Source organism: Aeromicrobium duanguangcaii (assembly GCF_024508295.1).
GTDB classification, from domain to species: domain Bacteria; phylum Actinomycetota; class Actinomycetes; order Propionibacteriales; family Nocardioidaceae; genus Aeromicrobium; species Aeromicrobium duanguangcaii.
This window is the reverse complement of the sequence record NZ_CP101990.1, coordinates 1,674,142-1,689,712: the sequence shown is the minus strand read 5'-3', so window position 1 is coordinate 1,689,712 and position 15,571 is coordinate 1,674,142. Positions and strand designations below refer to the sequence as shown.

The following is a 15,571-nucleotide window of genomic DNA, read 5'->3' as shown; positions in this document are numbered from 1 at the left end:
GTGGACGCCCCCGTACTGTCGAATGGTGACCGTCATGCGACGGTCCACGACCCGCGAGAGGACCACGCATGATCGAGTCACCCGCGGCGTCACCACGCCGTGCCCTGGTCGTCGGAGTCACCGGAATCGTCGGGCAGGCGGTCGCCCGCCGTCTGGTCGAGGACGGCTGGGAGACCTACGGCCTGTCGCGCAGCGGATCGACGCCGCACCCCGACGTTCGCACGATTCGCGCCGACCTGAGCGATCCCGCCGGGCTGCACGCTGCGCTGGCGGACGTGGCCCCGGAGTTCGTGGCGATCACCGCGTGGACCCGGATGGAGACCGAGGCCGAGAACATCCGGGTCAACGGCGGTGCCGTGCGCGACCTCCTCGGGGCGCTGTCCCCGGCCGCATCGGTGAAGCACGTGGCTCTGATGACCGGGCTCAAGCACTACCTCGGCCCCTTCGAGGCCTACGGCCAGGGCGACATGCCCGACACCCCCTTCCACGAGGACGAGGAGCGGCTGCCGTACCCGAACTTCTACTACGCGCAGGAGGACGAGCTCTTCGCCGCCGCCGAGCGCGACGGATTCACCTGGAGCGTGCACCGCTCGCACACGGTGTTCGGGTTCGCCACGGGGAACGCCATGAACATGGTGGCGACTCTCTGCGCCTACGCGTCGCTGTGCCGCGAGCTGGACCAGCCCTTCGTCTTCCCAGGTTCGGAGCAGCAGTGGAACGGGTTGACGGACGTCACCGATGCCGGCCTGCTCGCCGAGCAGATGACGTGGGCGGCGCGGACTCCGGCGGGTCAGGACGAGCCCTTCAACACGGCCAACGGCGACGTCTTCCGCTGGCGCTGGCTGTGGCCCCGAATCGCGGCGTGGTTCGACCTGGAGTGGGAGGGCTACGCCGGCGCCCCCCGCACGCTCGAGGCGTCCATGGCCGGTGCGGAGACGACATGGCGACAGATGGCGGAGACGTACCGCCTTGTCGAGCCGGACCTGTCCCGGGTGGCCTCCTGGTGGCACTCCGACGCCGACCTGGGCCGCGGGATCGAGGTGGTCACCGACATGAACAAGAGCCGCACCGCCGGCTTCTCGGCGACCCGCGACACCCGCGCGACGTTCTTCGACTACGCCCAGCAGTACCGCGACGCCCACGTCATCCCGTGATTCCCCCACGGGCTCGACTGGGCGCCTCGTGCCGGAGGCGAGGCGGTCAGGAAGGCTGAGCCCCCAGGGCGGCCGGGCGGTCGTCCCTCTCGCGCCGCCAGGCCTTGGCGGCGACGGTGCCGGTGACGACCACCGCGAGCAGGATCAGCGGAGCGTCGATCCAGGTCGGCAGGCCGCCCACGGCATCGACGATCGTGACGGCGTTGACCACGATCACCAGGCCGCCCACCAGGGTGCCCATCGCCGCATGCGGCAGCCGGCCGGCCAGTCGCGCGGCGATCGGGGCCATGATGACGCCGCCGAGGGCGAGGCCGGCCACGGGCAACCACGGGATCCCGTGCTGCGCGGCGCCGGTGAGGAATCCGAAGGAGACGGAGACTGCGACCAGGAACTCGGCGGCATTCGCGGTTCCCACGATCTTGCGCGGCTCGTGACGGGTGACGGTCATCAGGCTGGGGGTGACGACCGGACCCCAGCCGCCGCCACCGGTGGCGTCGACGAAGCCGCCGAGCAGGCCGATCGGTGAGAGCCAGCGTGCGGTGTGGCCGTTCTTGGGTGTCGGGATCAGCTGGGCTCCGAGGCCGAACCTGGCGAAGATCACGAAGCCGAAGAAGACCAGCAGCCCTGACATCCAGCCCTTCGCCGAGGCGAGGCTGATGTTGGTGAGCACGACGGCGCCCAGGAAGCCGCCCACCGCGCCCGGCAGTGCGACGCGGACCAGGACGCCGGTGTCGATGTTGCCCTCACGCCAGTGCGACAGCCCGCTGATCAGCGTCGTCGGCAGCTTCGCCGCGTGGGTGGCGGCACTGGCCGTGGCGGGCGCGACACCCATGAACAGCAGCACGGTGGCCGAGGTGACGCCGAAGCCCATGCCGAGGGTGCCGTCGACGAGCTGAGCAAGCCCGCCCGCGAGCGCGAAGGCCACGACGATCCCCATGCCAACCCCGCCTCAGACGTTCCAGTAGTGGTCAAACACGAGTAGGTTACGTGAGTTAGAAACCATGTGGACGGGTGTCCGGAACGTGGAGCGGCCGCCGGTCGGACGCGACGGCGCACCGCCAGCGTCGGATCCGGAGAAGGTCGCCAACTCCCATGACAGGCCGATCGACACGACGTGACGTCGCCGCGCCTCCTGCTCGGACGCGGTGGGCGCCGGTCCTGGCCGTGATGGTGGTGGCGCCGTGGTTCGCCGAGCTGTCCTGGGGCGGCTATCCCGCCACCGACCTCCCGCTGATCGTGCTGTTCCTCGGTCCGATGTACGGGGGAGCGGCGGTTCTGATCCGCGAGGTGGCTCGACGTACCGGCCGTGGGTGGCCGACGATCGTGCTGTTCGCAGCCGCGTTCGGTGTGCTGCAGGCGGGCTTGGTCGACCAGTCGCTGTTCAACCCCCGCTTCGGGCGCTACGACTTCCAGCACCCCGTGCACATCGAGGGCATAAACATCAGCCTCTACTACCTGGTGACCTTCGTGACCGGGCACGTCGTGGCCAGCATCGCCATACCCATCGCCCTCACCGAGGCGTGGTCACGGCGCGGCGCCGAGCCGTGGCTCAGTCGCCGCGGCGTGTGGATCGTGGTCGCGCTCTACGCGATGGCGACCCTGGTCAACTTCCTTGGCGTCAAGGACGAGGACGGCAACGGCTTCCAGGCCTCGCCGCTCCAGATCGGAGTCGCCGTCGCCGCGGTGTCGTTGTTGGGGGCCGCGGGGCTGTGCTGGCGCCGACGCGCGGCGACGGACACGCGCGTTCCGCCCCCGTGGGTGCTCGCCGCCGGCGGATTCGCCGCGTACCTGCTCTACCTGCCCGGCGAGAACGCCGTCGCCCTTGCTGTCGGTGTTCTGGTGATCACGACCGCCATCATGGCGATCGGCACGTGGTCGCGCAGTCGCCGGTGGAAGTCCGAGCACACGCTGGCACTCGCTCTGGGCGCCGTTCTCGTCGGCGTCGTCGTACCCTTCTGGGCCGACCCCTACGACGACTCGGTGGGCGCCAGCGTGGAGCTCCTCGCCGACCTCGGTGCCGCCGCCATCAGCCTGACGATCGTCGTCGCCACGCTGCTACGCCAGCGCACGCTCCGTGCCGACCCCGATTGACCCATGGAGTTCCTCGTCCGAACCGCAGGGAAGAGTCAGCAATCGCAAGCCTGGGCGGCACGTCGGGACGGATGATGTGGACGTGACAGAGACCACGGGAGCGGACCGGCGTCCGTGACGTCCTGCGCACCGGGGGGAGCCTGATGTGGTGGCTGGTCGACATCGAACTCGCCTTCGCCCCATACGTCGACCGATTCACAACACAAGGGTGCACGGCGAACGCGGTCAGATCCCGCTGGCTGAGTTTGGGGTCAACCACCCGGCCGGTTGGCGGCACATTGGCGACCCAGTCGAGTCCGAACAGCGCCACGACCACGAGCAGAGGGGCTCGACGCCGGGACCCGCCGCCGGGGGCACGGCCAGCAGCGCCGGTCCCGATCCCTCCGGGGTTCCCATGTCCGTCATTCGCGCCTCCATCCCGACTCACACCGCGCACGCGCAGGCCAGGCGATCGGCCGTGGGCCCCCGCGGCAGCTGCCCGCCGCGGGGACCGAGCACGGGCGGCCCCAGCATCGGGTGCACTCCGGCGAGGTGCGGTCCTGTCGTTCAGCGCTTGAAGGTCCAGGCGGTCCTGCCGATCGTGCGGAACCCGGTCTTCGCCGTGACTGTCACCCGCACGGTCTGGCCCTTCTTGACCTTGAGCACGGCCTTGGAGCCCTTGAAAGTGATGGTCCTGACCTTCGCCTTCTTGCCCTTGGCGGTGATCCGCACCTTCACCACGAGACCTTCGGTCCGGGTGAAGGTGAGCGTGCCCTTGCGCTTGACCCACTTCGGCTTCTTCGCCTTGACCTGGGTGACCTTCGCCTTGGCGGGAGTCTTGACCGGCTCGGCGCCGGGCACCGCGGCGGTGTCGTCGGGCGGCGTGGCCGCGGCCGGCGGCGTGGTCGGTGTGGACCACGCCCACGTCGAATCGACGCCGTCGGCGATCCGCACGGTGTCCGACGCAGGCTCGGCGACCACCTTGGCGGGCAGCGCGACCGGGTGGCTCCCAGCGCCGAGCAGCGTGCCGTTGACCCGGTATGCGACGCCTTCGGTCGCGGGCACCGTGATCGTGGACGTGTCCGCGTCGAGGGTGGGTGCCGCCGGGGTGACCGCCGCCCTCAGGTCGAACAGCCACTTCTTCGCGCCGAACAGCTCCCACGAGCGGTTCTCAGCCACTGCCGTGACGACGACTCGGGTGGTGAACTCGTGAGTTCCGGCCGCCACGACCTCTCCGTCGATGCGGTACTGCACCCCGGCGAGAGACGGGACCGTGATGGTCCTGGCGGACGTGTCTGCGGTGGGGGACAGGACGATGACCGCGTGCGTCGTGAACTGGTGGTCCCAGGCCGACGTGGCGCTCTCGTCGATCCTGTACCCCGTGTCGGCCTTGGCGGAGACGCGCACGGTGCCGGCAGACACGACGTGGATCCCCGGCCCGACGGGTTTCCCATCGATCGCGTAGGTGGCCCCGGTGACCTCAGGGATCTCCACCGTCATGTCTTCACCGTCGAAGACGGGTTCCTGCAGGTGGACGATCTCGCCCAGATCAAGTGCCCGCCACCCGGTGAAGCCCACGACGCGGACCTCGGGGCCGGCCGGGACGACACCCACCGCCACGATGCCGCGGACGTGATGGTCGCCGGTTGCTGCCGGCTCACCGTCGATCGTGTAGCTGATCCTCGCGTCGTGAGCCGGTATGGTCAGCCGGCCGGCGTCGAGGTCGACGTCAGGCCACGGAGCCCGCACGAGGTCGAAGCGGAAGTCGTGCTCCCAGCTGGTCGGCGCGCCGGTGGTGACGACGTGCTTGCGCGGCTCCTTGAGCTCGGCGCGGATGCCGACCGTGGTGGTGGCTTCGTTCCGGCCGGGCACGGGGTGCGTCCCGGCCTCGACATCGCCCCCGCCGGAGATCTCGTACTGGAACGCGTCGCTCGACGGGATCGTGAAGGTCTTGGTCGTGTCGTCGAACGTGGGCACCGGCGGGGTCATGACGGTGCGGAAGTCGAAGCTCTCGGAGGTGACGCCCCCCAACCGCAGCAGCGGGTGGGTGGAGACTGCGTGGACCGTGACGATCTCCTCGGAGAACGGACCTTGGAGCCCGCTGACCGGTTTGCCGTCGATGCGGAATTCGATCCACTTCTGGTTCGGGAGCACGAGGGAGTTCCCGTCCTCGCCGACGCGGGCACGGAGCGGCAGGAACGAATCGAGGGCTCCGAAGGAGAACGTCCAGGAGATCGTGCCCGCGAGCATCGTCTCGGCCGGATCGGTCGCGACCGCCGTGATGTCGACGTTGCCCGGCGTCGACTTCTCGTACCAGTGGACGCCCGGCTCCACAGGCTCGCCGTCCACCAGGTACTGCACACCTTCGGTCTGCGGGATCGTGTAGCCGAAGTAGTCGCCCTCGAAGGGCGGGAGGGGCGTGACCCGCAGACGTTCGTCCCACGTCCACGAGGTCTGGCCCTCGATGACGTACCTGGCGGACGCAGGCTCGGCGGTGATGGTGAAGACGCGGGGGAGGTCGTGGACGCCGGTCGCCACCCGCTCGCCGTTCAGGCGGTAGACCACTCCGGTCGTCGCCGGAATCCGGATCCGGTTCCCGCTCAGGAACTCGAACGACGTGACGACGACCTTGATCTGCTCGAAGTCGAAGGTCCAGGACGCGCTGGCTCCGGCGGTCACGGCGTACGTGTCGTCCGCGGTCGTCGCGGTGACGGTCACGGCGCCGCGGCGATCGACCAACCGGCCCTCCTCGACGGGTGTGCCGTCGATCGTGTAGATCAACCCGTGCACGGACGGAATGTCGAGGGTCATCGCATCGAGGTCGGCGGTGGGGGCGACCGGGGTGAGCCGACGACGTACGTCCAGGTCCCACGTCGCGACGCCGTCGAGACGGTGGAACTCGTCGGTCGGCTCGGCGGTCACCCGGACCCGGCCGTAGGGGCCGTGCTGGCCGGGGGCCAGGACCTCGCCGTCGACCCGGTACTTCACGAACGGAGCACTCGGGATGACGATGTGACGTGCCGTGGAGGCCCCGGTCGGAGCCGGGGGTGAGACCGGGGACCGGCGATCGAACTGCCACTGCGACGTGCCGGTGATGCGGTAGAACTCGGCCGGCACGGCGCGGACCAGCACGAGAGTGTGGTCGGCGACCGGGTGGGTGCCGGCGGCAACGGGATCCCCGTTGATCGTGTAAGTGACGTTCGGCGAGGTGGGGATCGTGACCGCCGAGGCGGCCTCGTCGAAGGTGGGAGCGGCTGGGGTCGCCTCACGTGCCAGCAGGGAGACGACCACGGAGTCGACGGAGGCGTTGGCGTAGCCGGTCTTGCTGCCTGTGTCGCGGCGGAAGACCTTCTTGCCGATCATGGAGCCCGGCGGGACCCAGTCGACCGAGGTCGCCCCGGCGATGGGGGTATGGGTCGTGCCTTCACTCTCGAACCATTGCGTGGAGACGGTGACGTCCACGGGGAACCACTGCATCGGCGCGAGGAAGGTCAGAGGCTCCAGAACACTCCACTGCGCGAGACTGCCCCAGCCGTCGGGATGGGAGGGAAGGATGTTCCCCTTCACCACGTTCACGACCAATTGGTTGGATGTCGCGGCCTCCTTGGGCTGCATGAACCCCGTGAAGGACACAGCCTCGATGGTGTACCTCCCTGCGGCGGCCGTACCCGGGATCGTCCAGGTGTAGGTGGAGCCGTAGATGCCGCCCCCGATCGCGGCGACGGTCGGTGCGGCCATCGTGGTCCCGGCGGGGGACTTCATGGCGAGTTCGGCACTGGTGAACGGGTTGCCGAGCCACGTCGCGGAGACGGTACGGCTCTGATTTCCCGTGATGTCGACGAAGGAGCTCGAGGGGCCGGTGATCGTGAGGGCTACGGCGGCGTTGCTCGGAGCTGCCGTTCCCACGAGGACTCCAGCCGCCGTGACCAGGGTGGAGAGCACGATCGCAAGGGCTCGCTTGATGTTCATGTTGTGCCTTCCGGCTCGTGCGCGGGTGCTCATCGGCGGAACGTCCACTTCTTTGCTCCCGAGATCTTGTGGCCACGCAGGGCGGTGGCCGTCACGACTGCGCGTTCACCGCGCTTGATGCGGATCACCTTCGTCCGACCGGTGAACCTCACCGTGACAGTCTTGGCCTTCTTGCCCTTGGCCTTGACGCGCACCTTGTACGTGACGCCGGTGGTGCGGGTCAGGACCAGTCGACCCTTCTTCTTCCGGAACTTCGGCTTCTTGGCCTTCACCGCCTTCAGCGCCGCAGCGGGCTTCGATGGCGACTCCGCCTTGGGAGGAGCGATGTACCCGGCGGGTGCCGCGAATCGCCACGACGCCGTGCCCGTGACGGCGATGCTCGGGTCGACCACCTTGAGCAGGACGGTCGCCGGCAGCCTGACGAGATGGGTGCCGCCGGTGAGTTCGACGCCGTTGACGACATAGACGATTCCGGCCGTCACCGTGAGCGTGATCGTGCTGGAGGCGGCGTTCACCACGGGAGCTGGGACGGGGGTGCGGGTGCGCAGGTCGAACGTCCAGCGGTCATCGCCGTTCAGCACGAACCCCGGACCGGTTGCGTGAGCTGTCACCTCGACCAAGGTCCGGTAGGCGTGCTCACCGGGTCCGACGAGGACACCGTCGATCTTGTACTGGACTCCGGGCGTCTCCGGGATCGTCACCCTTCGCCCACCGAGGTCGGCCGTCGGCGCGGTCACCGTCACCGGCACCGTGAAGTGCGAGACCAACCACGGCCCCATGGACGTGTCGGAGAGGCGATAGGTCTCGTCGGCCGGGATGGCGTAGACCACGAAGAGCCCGACGGCGGGCTGCGGACCGGGAGCGAGCTCCACGACCTCAGGCTGGGCCTGGAGGTCGTCGCCGGGACGGACGGCGGCGTAGATCACGCCGGGCGCGCTGGGGATGACCATCGACTGGGCCTCGGCATCGAAGGTCGGCGCAGCCACCTCGACCAGCCTGCGACCGTCGTACATCCAGTGGCTCGTCCCAGTGACCCGGTAACGCAGTGAGGCCGACGCCGCGCTCACGGCAACCTGGGCCTCGGCGGGCAGGGTGTGCGTACCGGGCGAGACCGGCGTGCTGCCGATGCTGTAAGCGACGCCCGCGACCACCGGGATGGTGACCTTTCCGGTGCGTTCGTCGAGTTCCGGCTTCGGGGGCTCGACGTCGACCTGCCCTCCCATGTCGATCCTCCACGAGGTGGTCGCGTCATCGGTGAAGACGGACTCGTCCGCGTTCGTGAGGCGTGCGTGGATGTCGATCGCGGTGAGCTGGGTGTAGACCCGCGGCTCGAGGACATGCAGGCCCGCGAGGTACTCGACACCGGGGACCGAGGGGATCGTCATCTCCAGTCGGTCCACGTCGGTACCGGGGCCGGGCGGACTGATGCGGACACGGTTGTCGAAGTCCCATCGCGTGCTCGGCGGCTCTTCACTCCACACGGTCGTCTCGGTGTCGACGAGCCGGGCCGTGACCGTGGCGGTCGTGCGCAGCGCGCGAGGACCGGCGTCCGTCACGGGAGTGCCGTCGATGCGGTACTCGACGCCGGACACGTGCGGGATGGTGAGCGTGCGGGCGGTCCGGTCGGCCGATGGCGGGACGAGGGTGACCGGCCGGCGGTGGTCGACGTTCCAGCTGGGCGGTTCGCTCAGGCTCCAGACGTAGTCGTCGAGCAACCGCGCGGTGATGACGGACTTGGTGAGCAGGTCGTGCGTCCCTGCCTCGACCACGATGCCGTCGACCAGGTACTCGATGCCGTCGACCTCGGGGATGACGACGGTTCGCTCATCGCGATCGAGGACGGGCGGCACGACGGCGGCGGCGCGGAGGCGCGTGTCCAGACTGGTCCACGACGTGTCACCGCTCAGGACGAAGGAGTCGTCCTCGGCGAGCGCCCGCACCTCGAACACGCCACCACCGACACGGCCGTCGGTCGGCAGCAGCCGCCACGGAGCAGTGGTGCCGGCGCGGTACTCGTAGCGGGCACCCTCCGGGACGTCGACCTCGATGGTCAGCGGACCCGCGGTCGGGACGGCCGTCTGCACGGTCATGCGCCCGGGTTCGAAGGTCCACGTGGTGTCGCCCAGTGCCTTCTGGGCGTCGGGCAACCGGAACTCCGCGTTCACCGTGGCCGCGATGACGCGGTGGGTGGTGCCGGCCGCGACCGGCTCGCCGTTCAAGGTGTAGGTGAGATCCGGGTGCGTCGGGATGGTGAGCACATGGCCCACCAGGTCGGGCGCCACCGTGGCGATCACTTCACGGGCGTCGACGTCGTAGGAGCTGGTGCCGGTGACCCGGTAGCCAGCGTTCTCCGTCGCACTCACCCGCCAGACGCCGGGCGTGACCACGCCGGTGGCGGGCAGCGTGCTCGGAGGCTGGAAGGTGCCATCCGCCCGCCGGCCTGCTTTCAGGGTGTAACCGGGGTGGGCGACCGCGGCGATGTGTCCGCCCGTGCCGACAGGCTCGGGGAAGGACACCGGCTCACGCGTGTCCGCGCTGAACGTCGAGGTCCCGACCAGCTTGTAACCGGACTGCGCCTGCGCCCGCACCTCGTAGACCTGCCGGCCGGTGACGCCGGCCTCCGGGACAGCCGTCCAGCTCGTCGCGCCCGGGCCGCGGAACTGGTAGGTGAGACCCGCCACGGTGGGCACGGTGAAGGAGCCAACGTTCACCGTGGGTGCGATCGCGGTGACCTTCGGCAGCGGTGCCGTGACGTTGATGGTCGCGGTGGTGGGGGAGACGTCGATCTCCCAGGTGACGCAGCCGGTCTGGCCGCAGCCGTAGCTGACGTACCGCCGCGTCGCCCGAACCCGGAACTCGTACTGGCCGGGCGTGTCGATGCTCATGGGAAACGAGTGCGAGCGGCTCATGGTGGACCACTGATGGGGGCCCAGTTCGATCCACGTGGCGGCACCGACCCTGCGGTAGTCGTAGTACACGCCGCTCATGTCGAAGGTGCTCGTCATCGAGACCGTGAATGATTCCTCTGCGGGAATGCTGGAGACGTTCACCGCGACGCCCGTCGCCGCCTGCGCGGCGGGGACGACCGTCAGCATCGTCGCCAAGGTCGCGAGAAGGGCTGAGAGGAGGATCGCTAGCTTTCTACAGCCACCGGAACTTTGACGCATTTCGGGAGGCTATCGGGGTTCGACGCCTGGAACAGGTGTTCCGCATGATTAGGGTGTGACATAGATCGCGCGGAGGGCTCGACTCAGGAGTGGCCTGCGTTCGGTCCTGCGACGCGGTGGTGATGACACGGAAAGTCGGACCGGATGCGTTGGAGGACAGAGGGCGGGACTGCTGCACGGTTCGTGACATCTGAACTGTGGCGCTGAGTGTGCCACTGGAAAAATGGTCACCATGCAAGACCTATCCCTTCGAAAGCGCCGTGGGTCACCGTGAGTACCGGCCCCACTCCAACGTCAGCAAAGCGGTTCGAGGACGGTGACCTTCGGCTTTCGGCGGCAGCCCTCTGGGACATGGACGACCGGCGCGTCGTTCACTGACGCATAGGGAGGCTTCTCGATCCACGTTAGCGCAGGTCAGAGGCGGAATCGTCATCCATCGAGACGGTCGACCTGCACATTGGACAACACAGGTTCGTGGCGGTGCGCTGCGGATAACCGCATCGATAGTCGCATCGAACTCCGCGCCACGCATCGACTCGGATGGGTCAGCGGGGCCCGCCCGGCGGCGCGATCACTGTCTGGCGTTCTTGGGTTGCGTCGAGAGGAGATCACGCACGGTTGCACGGGCAGCGGTGTACGTCCGGTCCATGATCTCGTGCGCCGAGTCGGGGTCCCGACTTTCGGCAGCCTCGATGAGCTTCGGCACGTGGTCCCACGCCCCGAGGCCTTCGGCGATTGCGTTGATCGACCACAAGCTCTTAGGGCCGGCAGGCGTCCCAGAGTTCGTTGACCAAACGCACCAAGACGGCGTTCGGTCCAGAACGGTAGAGCGCGTTGAGGACGTTCTCGTCCTCGACCACGGCACCATTCACGTCCCCTCGATCGGAAGCGACCTGCAGTAACGCCCAGTGGTGTTGCATCACCGACACGACCGAGTCGTCGGCCCGCCGGGGGATGAGGTGGCGTCGGCCGAGGCGGACGACGGTGATCGTGCCGTCCTCGATGGCGCGGTCGATGGTGCGCGGGTCGGCTCGAGCAGGGTGGCGACCTCGGTGCGGTTCAGCACCTCGCGGTCGGTGTTCAGGAGTTCGGCCCAGGTGCGGATGGGGGCTGCGATGGTGTGGTTCGTCATACCCGACAGGTGCGCGCCGGGACCCCTCCTGCGGTGCTGAAAGCACCTGGACGCGGGACGTGCGCCACGCCGGGTTTCTATGCCGCGGGCCCGCGATCTAGGGTGGATAGTCGCATGGATAGTCGCATGGATAGTCGCATCGGACGGTTTTGAAGCCATGGTGAGTGCCGCCAATTCTCGAGAAACTGCAGGTCAGAGCATGAATGCGCCCTGGAAGCACCCGAAAGCCGTCCTGTGGGACATGGACGACCAGCGCGTCTTCTACTGATGCGTCCAACTGCTTCCAGGTCCCACGTTTCCGCAGGTCAGAGCGCGTCCAATTACCCTCCGGGACTCTGAAGCCGCATAGAGCAACACTCCGGTTCGCCGTGGTGCGCTGCGGATAGTCGTATCGATAGTCACATCGGCCAACGGTTCGATGTTGCAGCGAATATCGCAGACTTGGTCTCCTGAAAGGCCGGGGGCGCGTGCCTCTCGCCGTGCCCCGACGACGACTGGTCGCCGACGTGAAGAACCGACGACGGGCGGTTCGATCCGGCGGTGCGATTCACCCATGCAAAGCATTGCAATCATGCCCGTGGTGTTTCAAGGTGGAGTAATTGCTGTCCTCACGACCGTCTGGACACGACAAGTGGGAAATGCACATGATTCGACCATCGCCGGCTCAGGATCCAACAGTTCCCGAGCTTCGCCTCCAAGCGAACGCTTACGATTTCGACGAGTTGAGTGAACTCGTCGGCCCGGACGGCACGGTCGACAAGCTCGAAGAAGAGCCCCGGGCGCTCACGGGGAGCCTGTCACCATCGCGGTATTGCTGGTCAGCCCGCTCGTGATCCAAGCGATCGCGGCGTGGTTGCTAAAGAAGCGGCGCAGAAAGTCGGTCGAGGTCCTCGCGGAGAAGGTCCAGCCCGACGGGACGCGTGAGGTCCTAATCGTAAAAGTGGACGTGAATGAGTCGAGCACCGAAGCGGAAGTCGTCAAACAGGTGGTCCACGGCTTCAAGCTTGATCCGGACCTCATTACGTCAATCGCGGCGCTCGGCGGCTGAGATGGGCCTCGGGCAAAGCTGGACCGACCCGTTCTCAAATCATACGAACATCACCAACGTCGGAGTCTCCCATCAGCTCGACGACCTCGTCGGGGTCGGGACTACTCCCCTTGAGTTGCTGTTGCCGCTCATGCACGAGTCGAGCCATCACTGGTGCTTCCTGTCGACCGTCGGCAACACGATCTCCGCCATCAACTCTCGCCTTCGTCAGCAGGCGGTCGAAAGGATCGAGACGGCGGCATCGTCCGACGTCCCACTCATCCAGGGGTACGTCGCGTCAAAGGTCGCGACTGAGATGCTGAGACCCATTTCCGAAGGCATCGCCCTCACCATGGAATTCGACAGCGTTAGCCAAGATTCCAACTTTATTTCAAGGCCCTTTCTGGGGGTCGGTCGAGCCTTCGCTCCCGGATATGCCTTGGATCCGGCCATGGCGGCGATGCCGACGAATGCGGCCCTTACGTCGGCACGCATGAGTCCCCGAGGCGTGGACCGCCGGCTGAACGTGTACGCGGACCGCCTCGACGCAGAAGGCAACGGATACCTGCTGGGGTACCTCTCCGCCCGGTCGATGATGCGCAGTTTGTGGTGTGCCTCGTCACGATTGATTAAAGAAGCGGATCTGTGTGCAAGTTACTTGCGCACCTACATCTACGGGGATTGGGAGCTCGTTGACCTTCTCTTGGAGCGGGACGTTGAGGAGATCAGGTTCGCTAACGCGATCCGTGAGTACATCTCGAACCGGTTGTGGGACGTCACCCACGTGACAGAAGCACAGATTGAGCTCTTCGAGACTTTGGCCGCGGAGGAACGTCCCTTGGCTGATCCTCAGTGGGCGGTCGCGCTTCGCTACGACGCAGACAAGGCAGCGCGGGGCCAGCGACGCCTCGAGGCACTCGCGGAGAAGCTCGAATCGCTGAGGTTGCCCGACCACCCTGAGCTGGCCGAACTGTATGCCGGCTTGATTTTGGTGGACAGGGAGATCTCGAAAGCTCGGCCAAGGGTCTACCTCGGTGGCGACGACGTGACTATCCAAGTTGAGCACGGCGAGTGCACGGTTCGACTCGAAGGGCGCACGCTGCTCGCGAGCGTCCCGACGGATGCCGAAGACGGGGTGGCGACCGGCTCCATCGACGTCTACTACGATAGTCAAGCCCTCGACGCGCGCCGATACGTGCATATCTGTTCCGAACAGCAAGGCACCATCGCCTTTGTCATCGCCGGACCGGACCTGTCCGGCGCGGCGGTCCACGACTTCTCGCCCTTGTACTCCGCTCACACGGTTCGGGAACTGAGCGCCGTCTACGACTCGCTGGTTGCCCAAGCAGTAGCCAGCGGCCATGCCGGAGTCGCAGTTGCGCACTTCGCACGCGGCCTGCCCGACGTCTGCCAGAGCCTGTATCTCGACGTCGCAACGCGCTTTATTGACGTCCGCTCCCGCGCCCAGGTCGTGGAGACGCTCAGCCGGGGGGCCTGCGCGCGATCCTTCGCAACGACCAGGACCTTGCCGAGGCGCAGGCGTTAGCCGCAGCGACGACGGCTGTGGCAACTTCTAGGCAAATCGTCGAGGCCGTGCTCGGCAGCAACGGACTACCCGCGGAATTGATCGACGAGTTGCTCGCCATCAGCGCAGAAGGGCTGGAGTTGGCGCTCAACAAGGGTGATCTGCTCCGGACGCTCACCTAGCCTCCGGCCGTGCCGGATTGGCACCACGGGGCAAGGCGGTCGCAAGAATTGCTGAACTCACCGACCGGGACGCTAAGTCGTCGCGCGGGTCGAAAACCCTCCCGCTTGAACCACAGGATCTCCAACATGCAAGAAGTTCGTTCGTGTCCTGCCGCAGCCATGGAGTCGTTTTTCATCCCTGCTGCGAAAGGACGTCCTGAACACTTAGCGCTGCTATACACGAGAGGAACTCCGGCTCGCGATCGCGAGCCGGATCGAGACCAAGTCCCACCGCAAGCGTCGACAACGAGGCCTGGGCTAACTGACCCGGGTCGAGATTGAGGGCATTTACATGGCCTCTGGCTGTGAAGTCTCAGGCGGGGATGGGGTTGTTCTCGGAGAGTACTTCGTGCTCGATGGATGTGCGATAGGCCAACGAAGAATGGCGGCGTTGTCGGTTGTGGAAGATTACGATGCTATGCGGGGATCGCGTTCGACAGTTCGAGGCGCGTCTTCCCCTTCTTGCGGTTGAGGAGTTCGATCTGCATTGACGACCAGAAATCTTGGCGGCTTGTGCCGTCGAGGATGTCACCGACCCTGGAACCTCGTAGTGATGCCACGGACGATCAGGAACGCCGCGGCGCCACAGATGAGCGTCGTCATCTGGTGCCCGCTGCCGAGGTCTCCGCACGAGCCGGACGTCAGGACCGAGCCCCATAGCGAGGCTGCGGCGAGGGCGAGGGCGAGTACCCCCATGAGGAAGGTTGGTGCAAGGCCGACCAGTAGCCCGAGGGCGATCGCGACCACGTTGCCGACAAGCCGTTGGCCTCCCACGAGGTCGAGCCCCAGCGGAGCCGTGAGGAAGGCCGCCAGTTCGGCGATCACGAACATCTCCAAGCCAACTGTCGGGTTGATCCCGCGACGCACCACCGACACCAGCGTTGCCGCGGCAAACAGGCCAAGTGACGTGAAGAACACCACGGCGCGCTCAGCGGTCGCACCGCCACAGTTCGCGGGGCTCAGAACCGAGACGACGGTGGCCACCGCTGCGAAGGCGCCGAGGATGCTCAGGCCGGCGTCGCGGATCGGGCGAAGCGCCCCCGGCATCAGCGCACATGCTGCACCGAGTATGGCGCCCGACGTCCCCGCGCCGGTTCCGTCCGTGGGCAGTAGCGATGCGAGTGCGAGCAGCGCGATGACCGGCGCCGACCAGTCGGCGGCATCCTCGGGGGAGCCCCACGAAGTCATGGGCTTACGGCCTGACTTGAATCGTCGATCGCGCAGTGCCGACCGGGGGATGAGCAACGAGTAGACCCAGACCAGGGCGGTGCCCACAAGCACGCCACCGAGCAGTTGTTGCATTTCC

The 15,571-nt window shown here is 67.2% G+C and carries 8 protein-coding genes and 1 pseudogene; 5 read left to right on the top strand and 4 right to left on the bottom strand.

The window, feature by feature from the left end:
- The first annotated feature begins 68 nt into the window (after nucleotides 1-68).
- Nucleotides 69-1,154: an SDR family oxidoreductase gene (locus tag NP095_RS08425; protein WP_256765899.1), complete on the top strand. Its 1,086-nt coding sequence runs from the start codon at nucleotides 69-71 to the stop codon at nucleotides 1,152-1,154.
- A 46-nt stretch (nucleotides 1,155-1,200) separates the two neighbouring features.
- Here the strand turns inward: NP095_RS08425 and NP095_RS08420 are convergent, their stop codons facing one another.
- Complete coding sequence (locus NP095_RS08420) at nucleotides 1,201-2,091, bottom strand: sulfite exporter TauE/SafE family protein (RefSeq protein ID WP_256765898.1); 891 nt, start codon at nucleotides 2,089-2,091, stop codon at nucleotides 1,201-1,203.
- Between the two features lie 155 nt (nucleotides 2,092-2,246).
- Here NP095_RS08420 and NP095_RS08415 point away from each other — a divergent pair, with 155 nt between their 5' ends.
- The gene (locus NP095_RS08415) at nucleotides 2,247-3,245 is read left to right on the top strand and encodes a hypothetical protein (RefSeq protein WP_256765897.1); all 999 of its coding nucleotides are present in this window, start codon (nucleotides 2,247-2,249) and stop codon (nucleotides 3,243-3,245) included.
- Between the two features lie 546 nt (nucleotides 3,246-3,791).
- Here NP095_RS08415 and NP095_RS08410 read toward each other — a convergent pair.
- Both NP095_RS08410 and NP095_RS08405 read right to left on the bottom strand, forming a co-directional pair.
- Complete coding sequence (locus NP095_RS08410; protein WP_256765896.1) at nucleotides 3,792-7,226, bottom strand: hypothetical protein; 3,435 nt, start codon at nucleotides 7,224-7,226, stop codon at nucleotides 3,792-3,794.
- The gene (locus NP095_RS08405) at nucleotides 7,223-10,288 is read right to left on the bottom strand and encodes a hypothetical protein (protein ID WP_256765895.1); all 3,066 of its coding nucleotides are present in this window, start codon (nucleotides 10,286-10,288) and stop codon (nucleotides 7,223-7,225) included. Before NP095_RS08405 ends, NP095_RS08410 begins: the two co-directional genes overlap by 4 nt.
- Before the next feature lie 2,015 nt (nucleotides 10,289-12,303).
- Between NP095_RS08405 and NP095_RS08400 the strand changes: the two genes are divergently transcribed.
- The 3 genes and pseudogenes from NP095_RS08400 to NP095_RS08390 form a co-directional block, all read left to right on the top strand.
- Nucleotides 12,304-12,540: a hypothetical protein gene (locus NP095_RS08400; RefSeq protein WP_232416355.1), complete on the top strand. Its 237-nt coding sequence runs from the start codon at nucleotides 12,304-12,306 to the stop codon at nucleotides 12,538-12,540.
- A gap of 1 nt (nucleotide 12,541) precedes the next feature.
- Nucleotides 12,542-14,065 carry a hypothetical protein gene (locus NP095_RS08395; RefSeq protein WP_232416356.1) on the top strand — a complete coding sequence of 508 codons (1,524 nt, stop codon included), beginning with the start codon at nucleotides 12,542-12,544 and terminating at the stop codon, nucleotides 14,063-14,065.
- 314 nt (nucleotides 14,066-14,379) lie between these two features.
- A pseudogene (locus NP095_RS08390) lies at nucleotides 14,380-14,527 on the top strand (IS3 family transposase); the annotation flags it as partial.
- Nucleotides 14,528-14,793: 266 nt separating this feature from the next.
- On the opposite strand, the gene NP095_RS08385 reads toward NP095_RS08390, so the two are convergent.
- Entirely contained in the window at nucleotides 14,794-15,567 is a 774-nt protein-coding gene (locus tag NP095_RS08385; RefSeq protein WP_232416357.1) for a hypothetical protein, read from the bottom strand.
- Nucleotides 15,568-15,571: the final 4 nt, after the last annotated feature.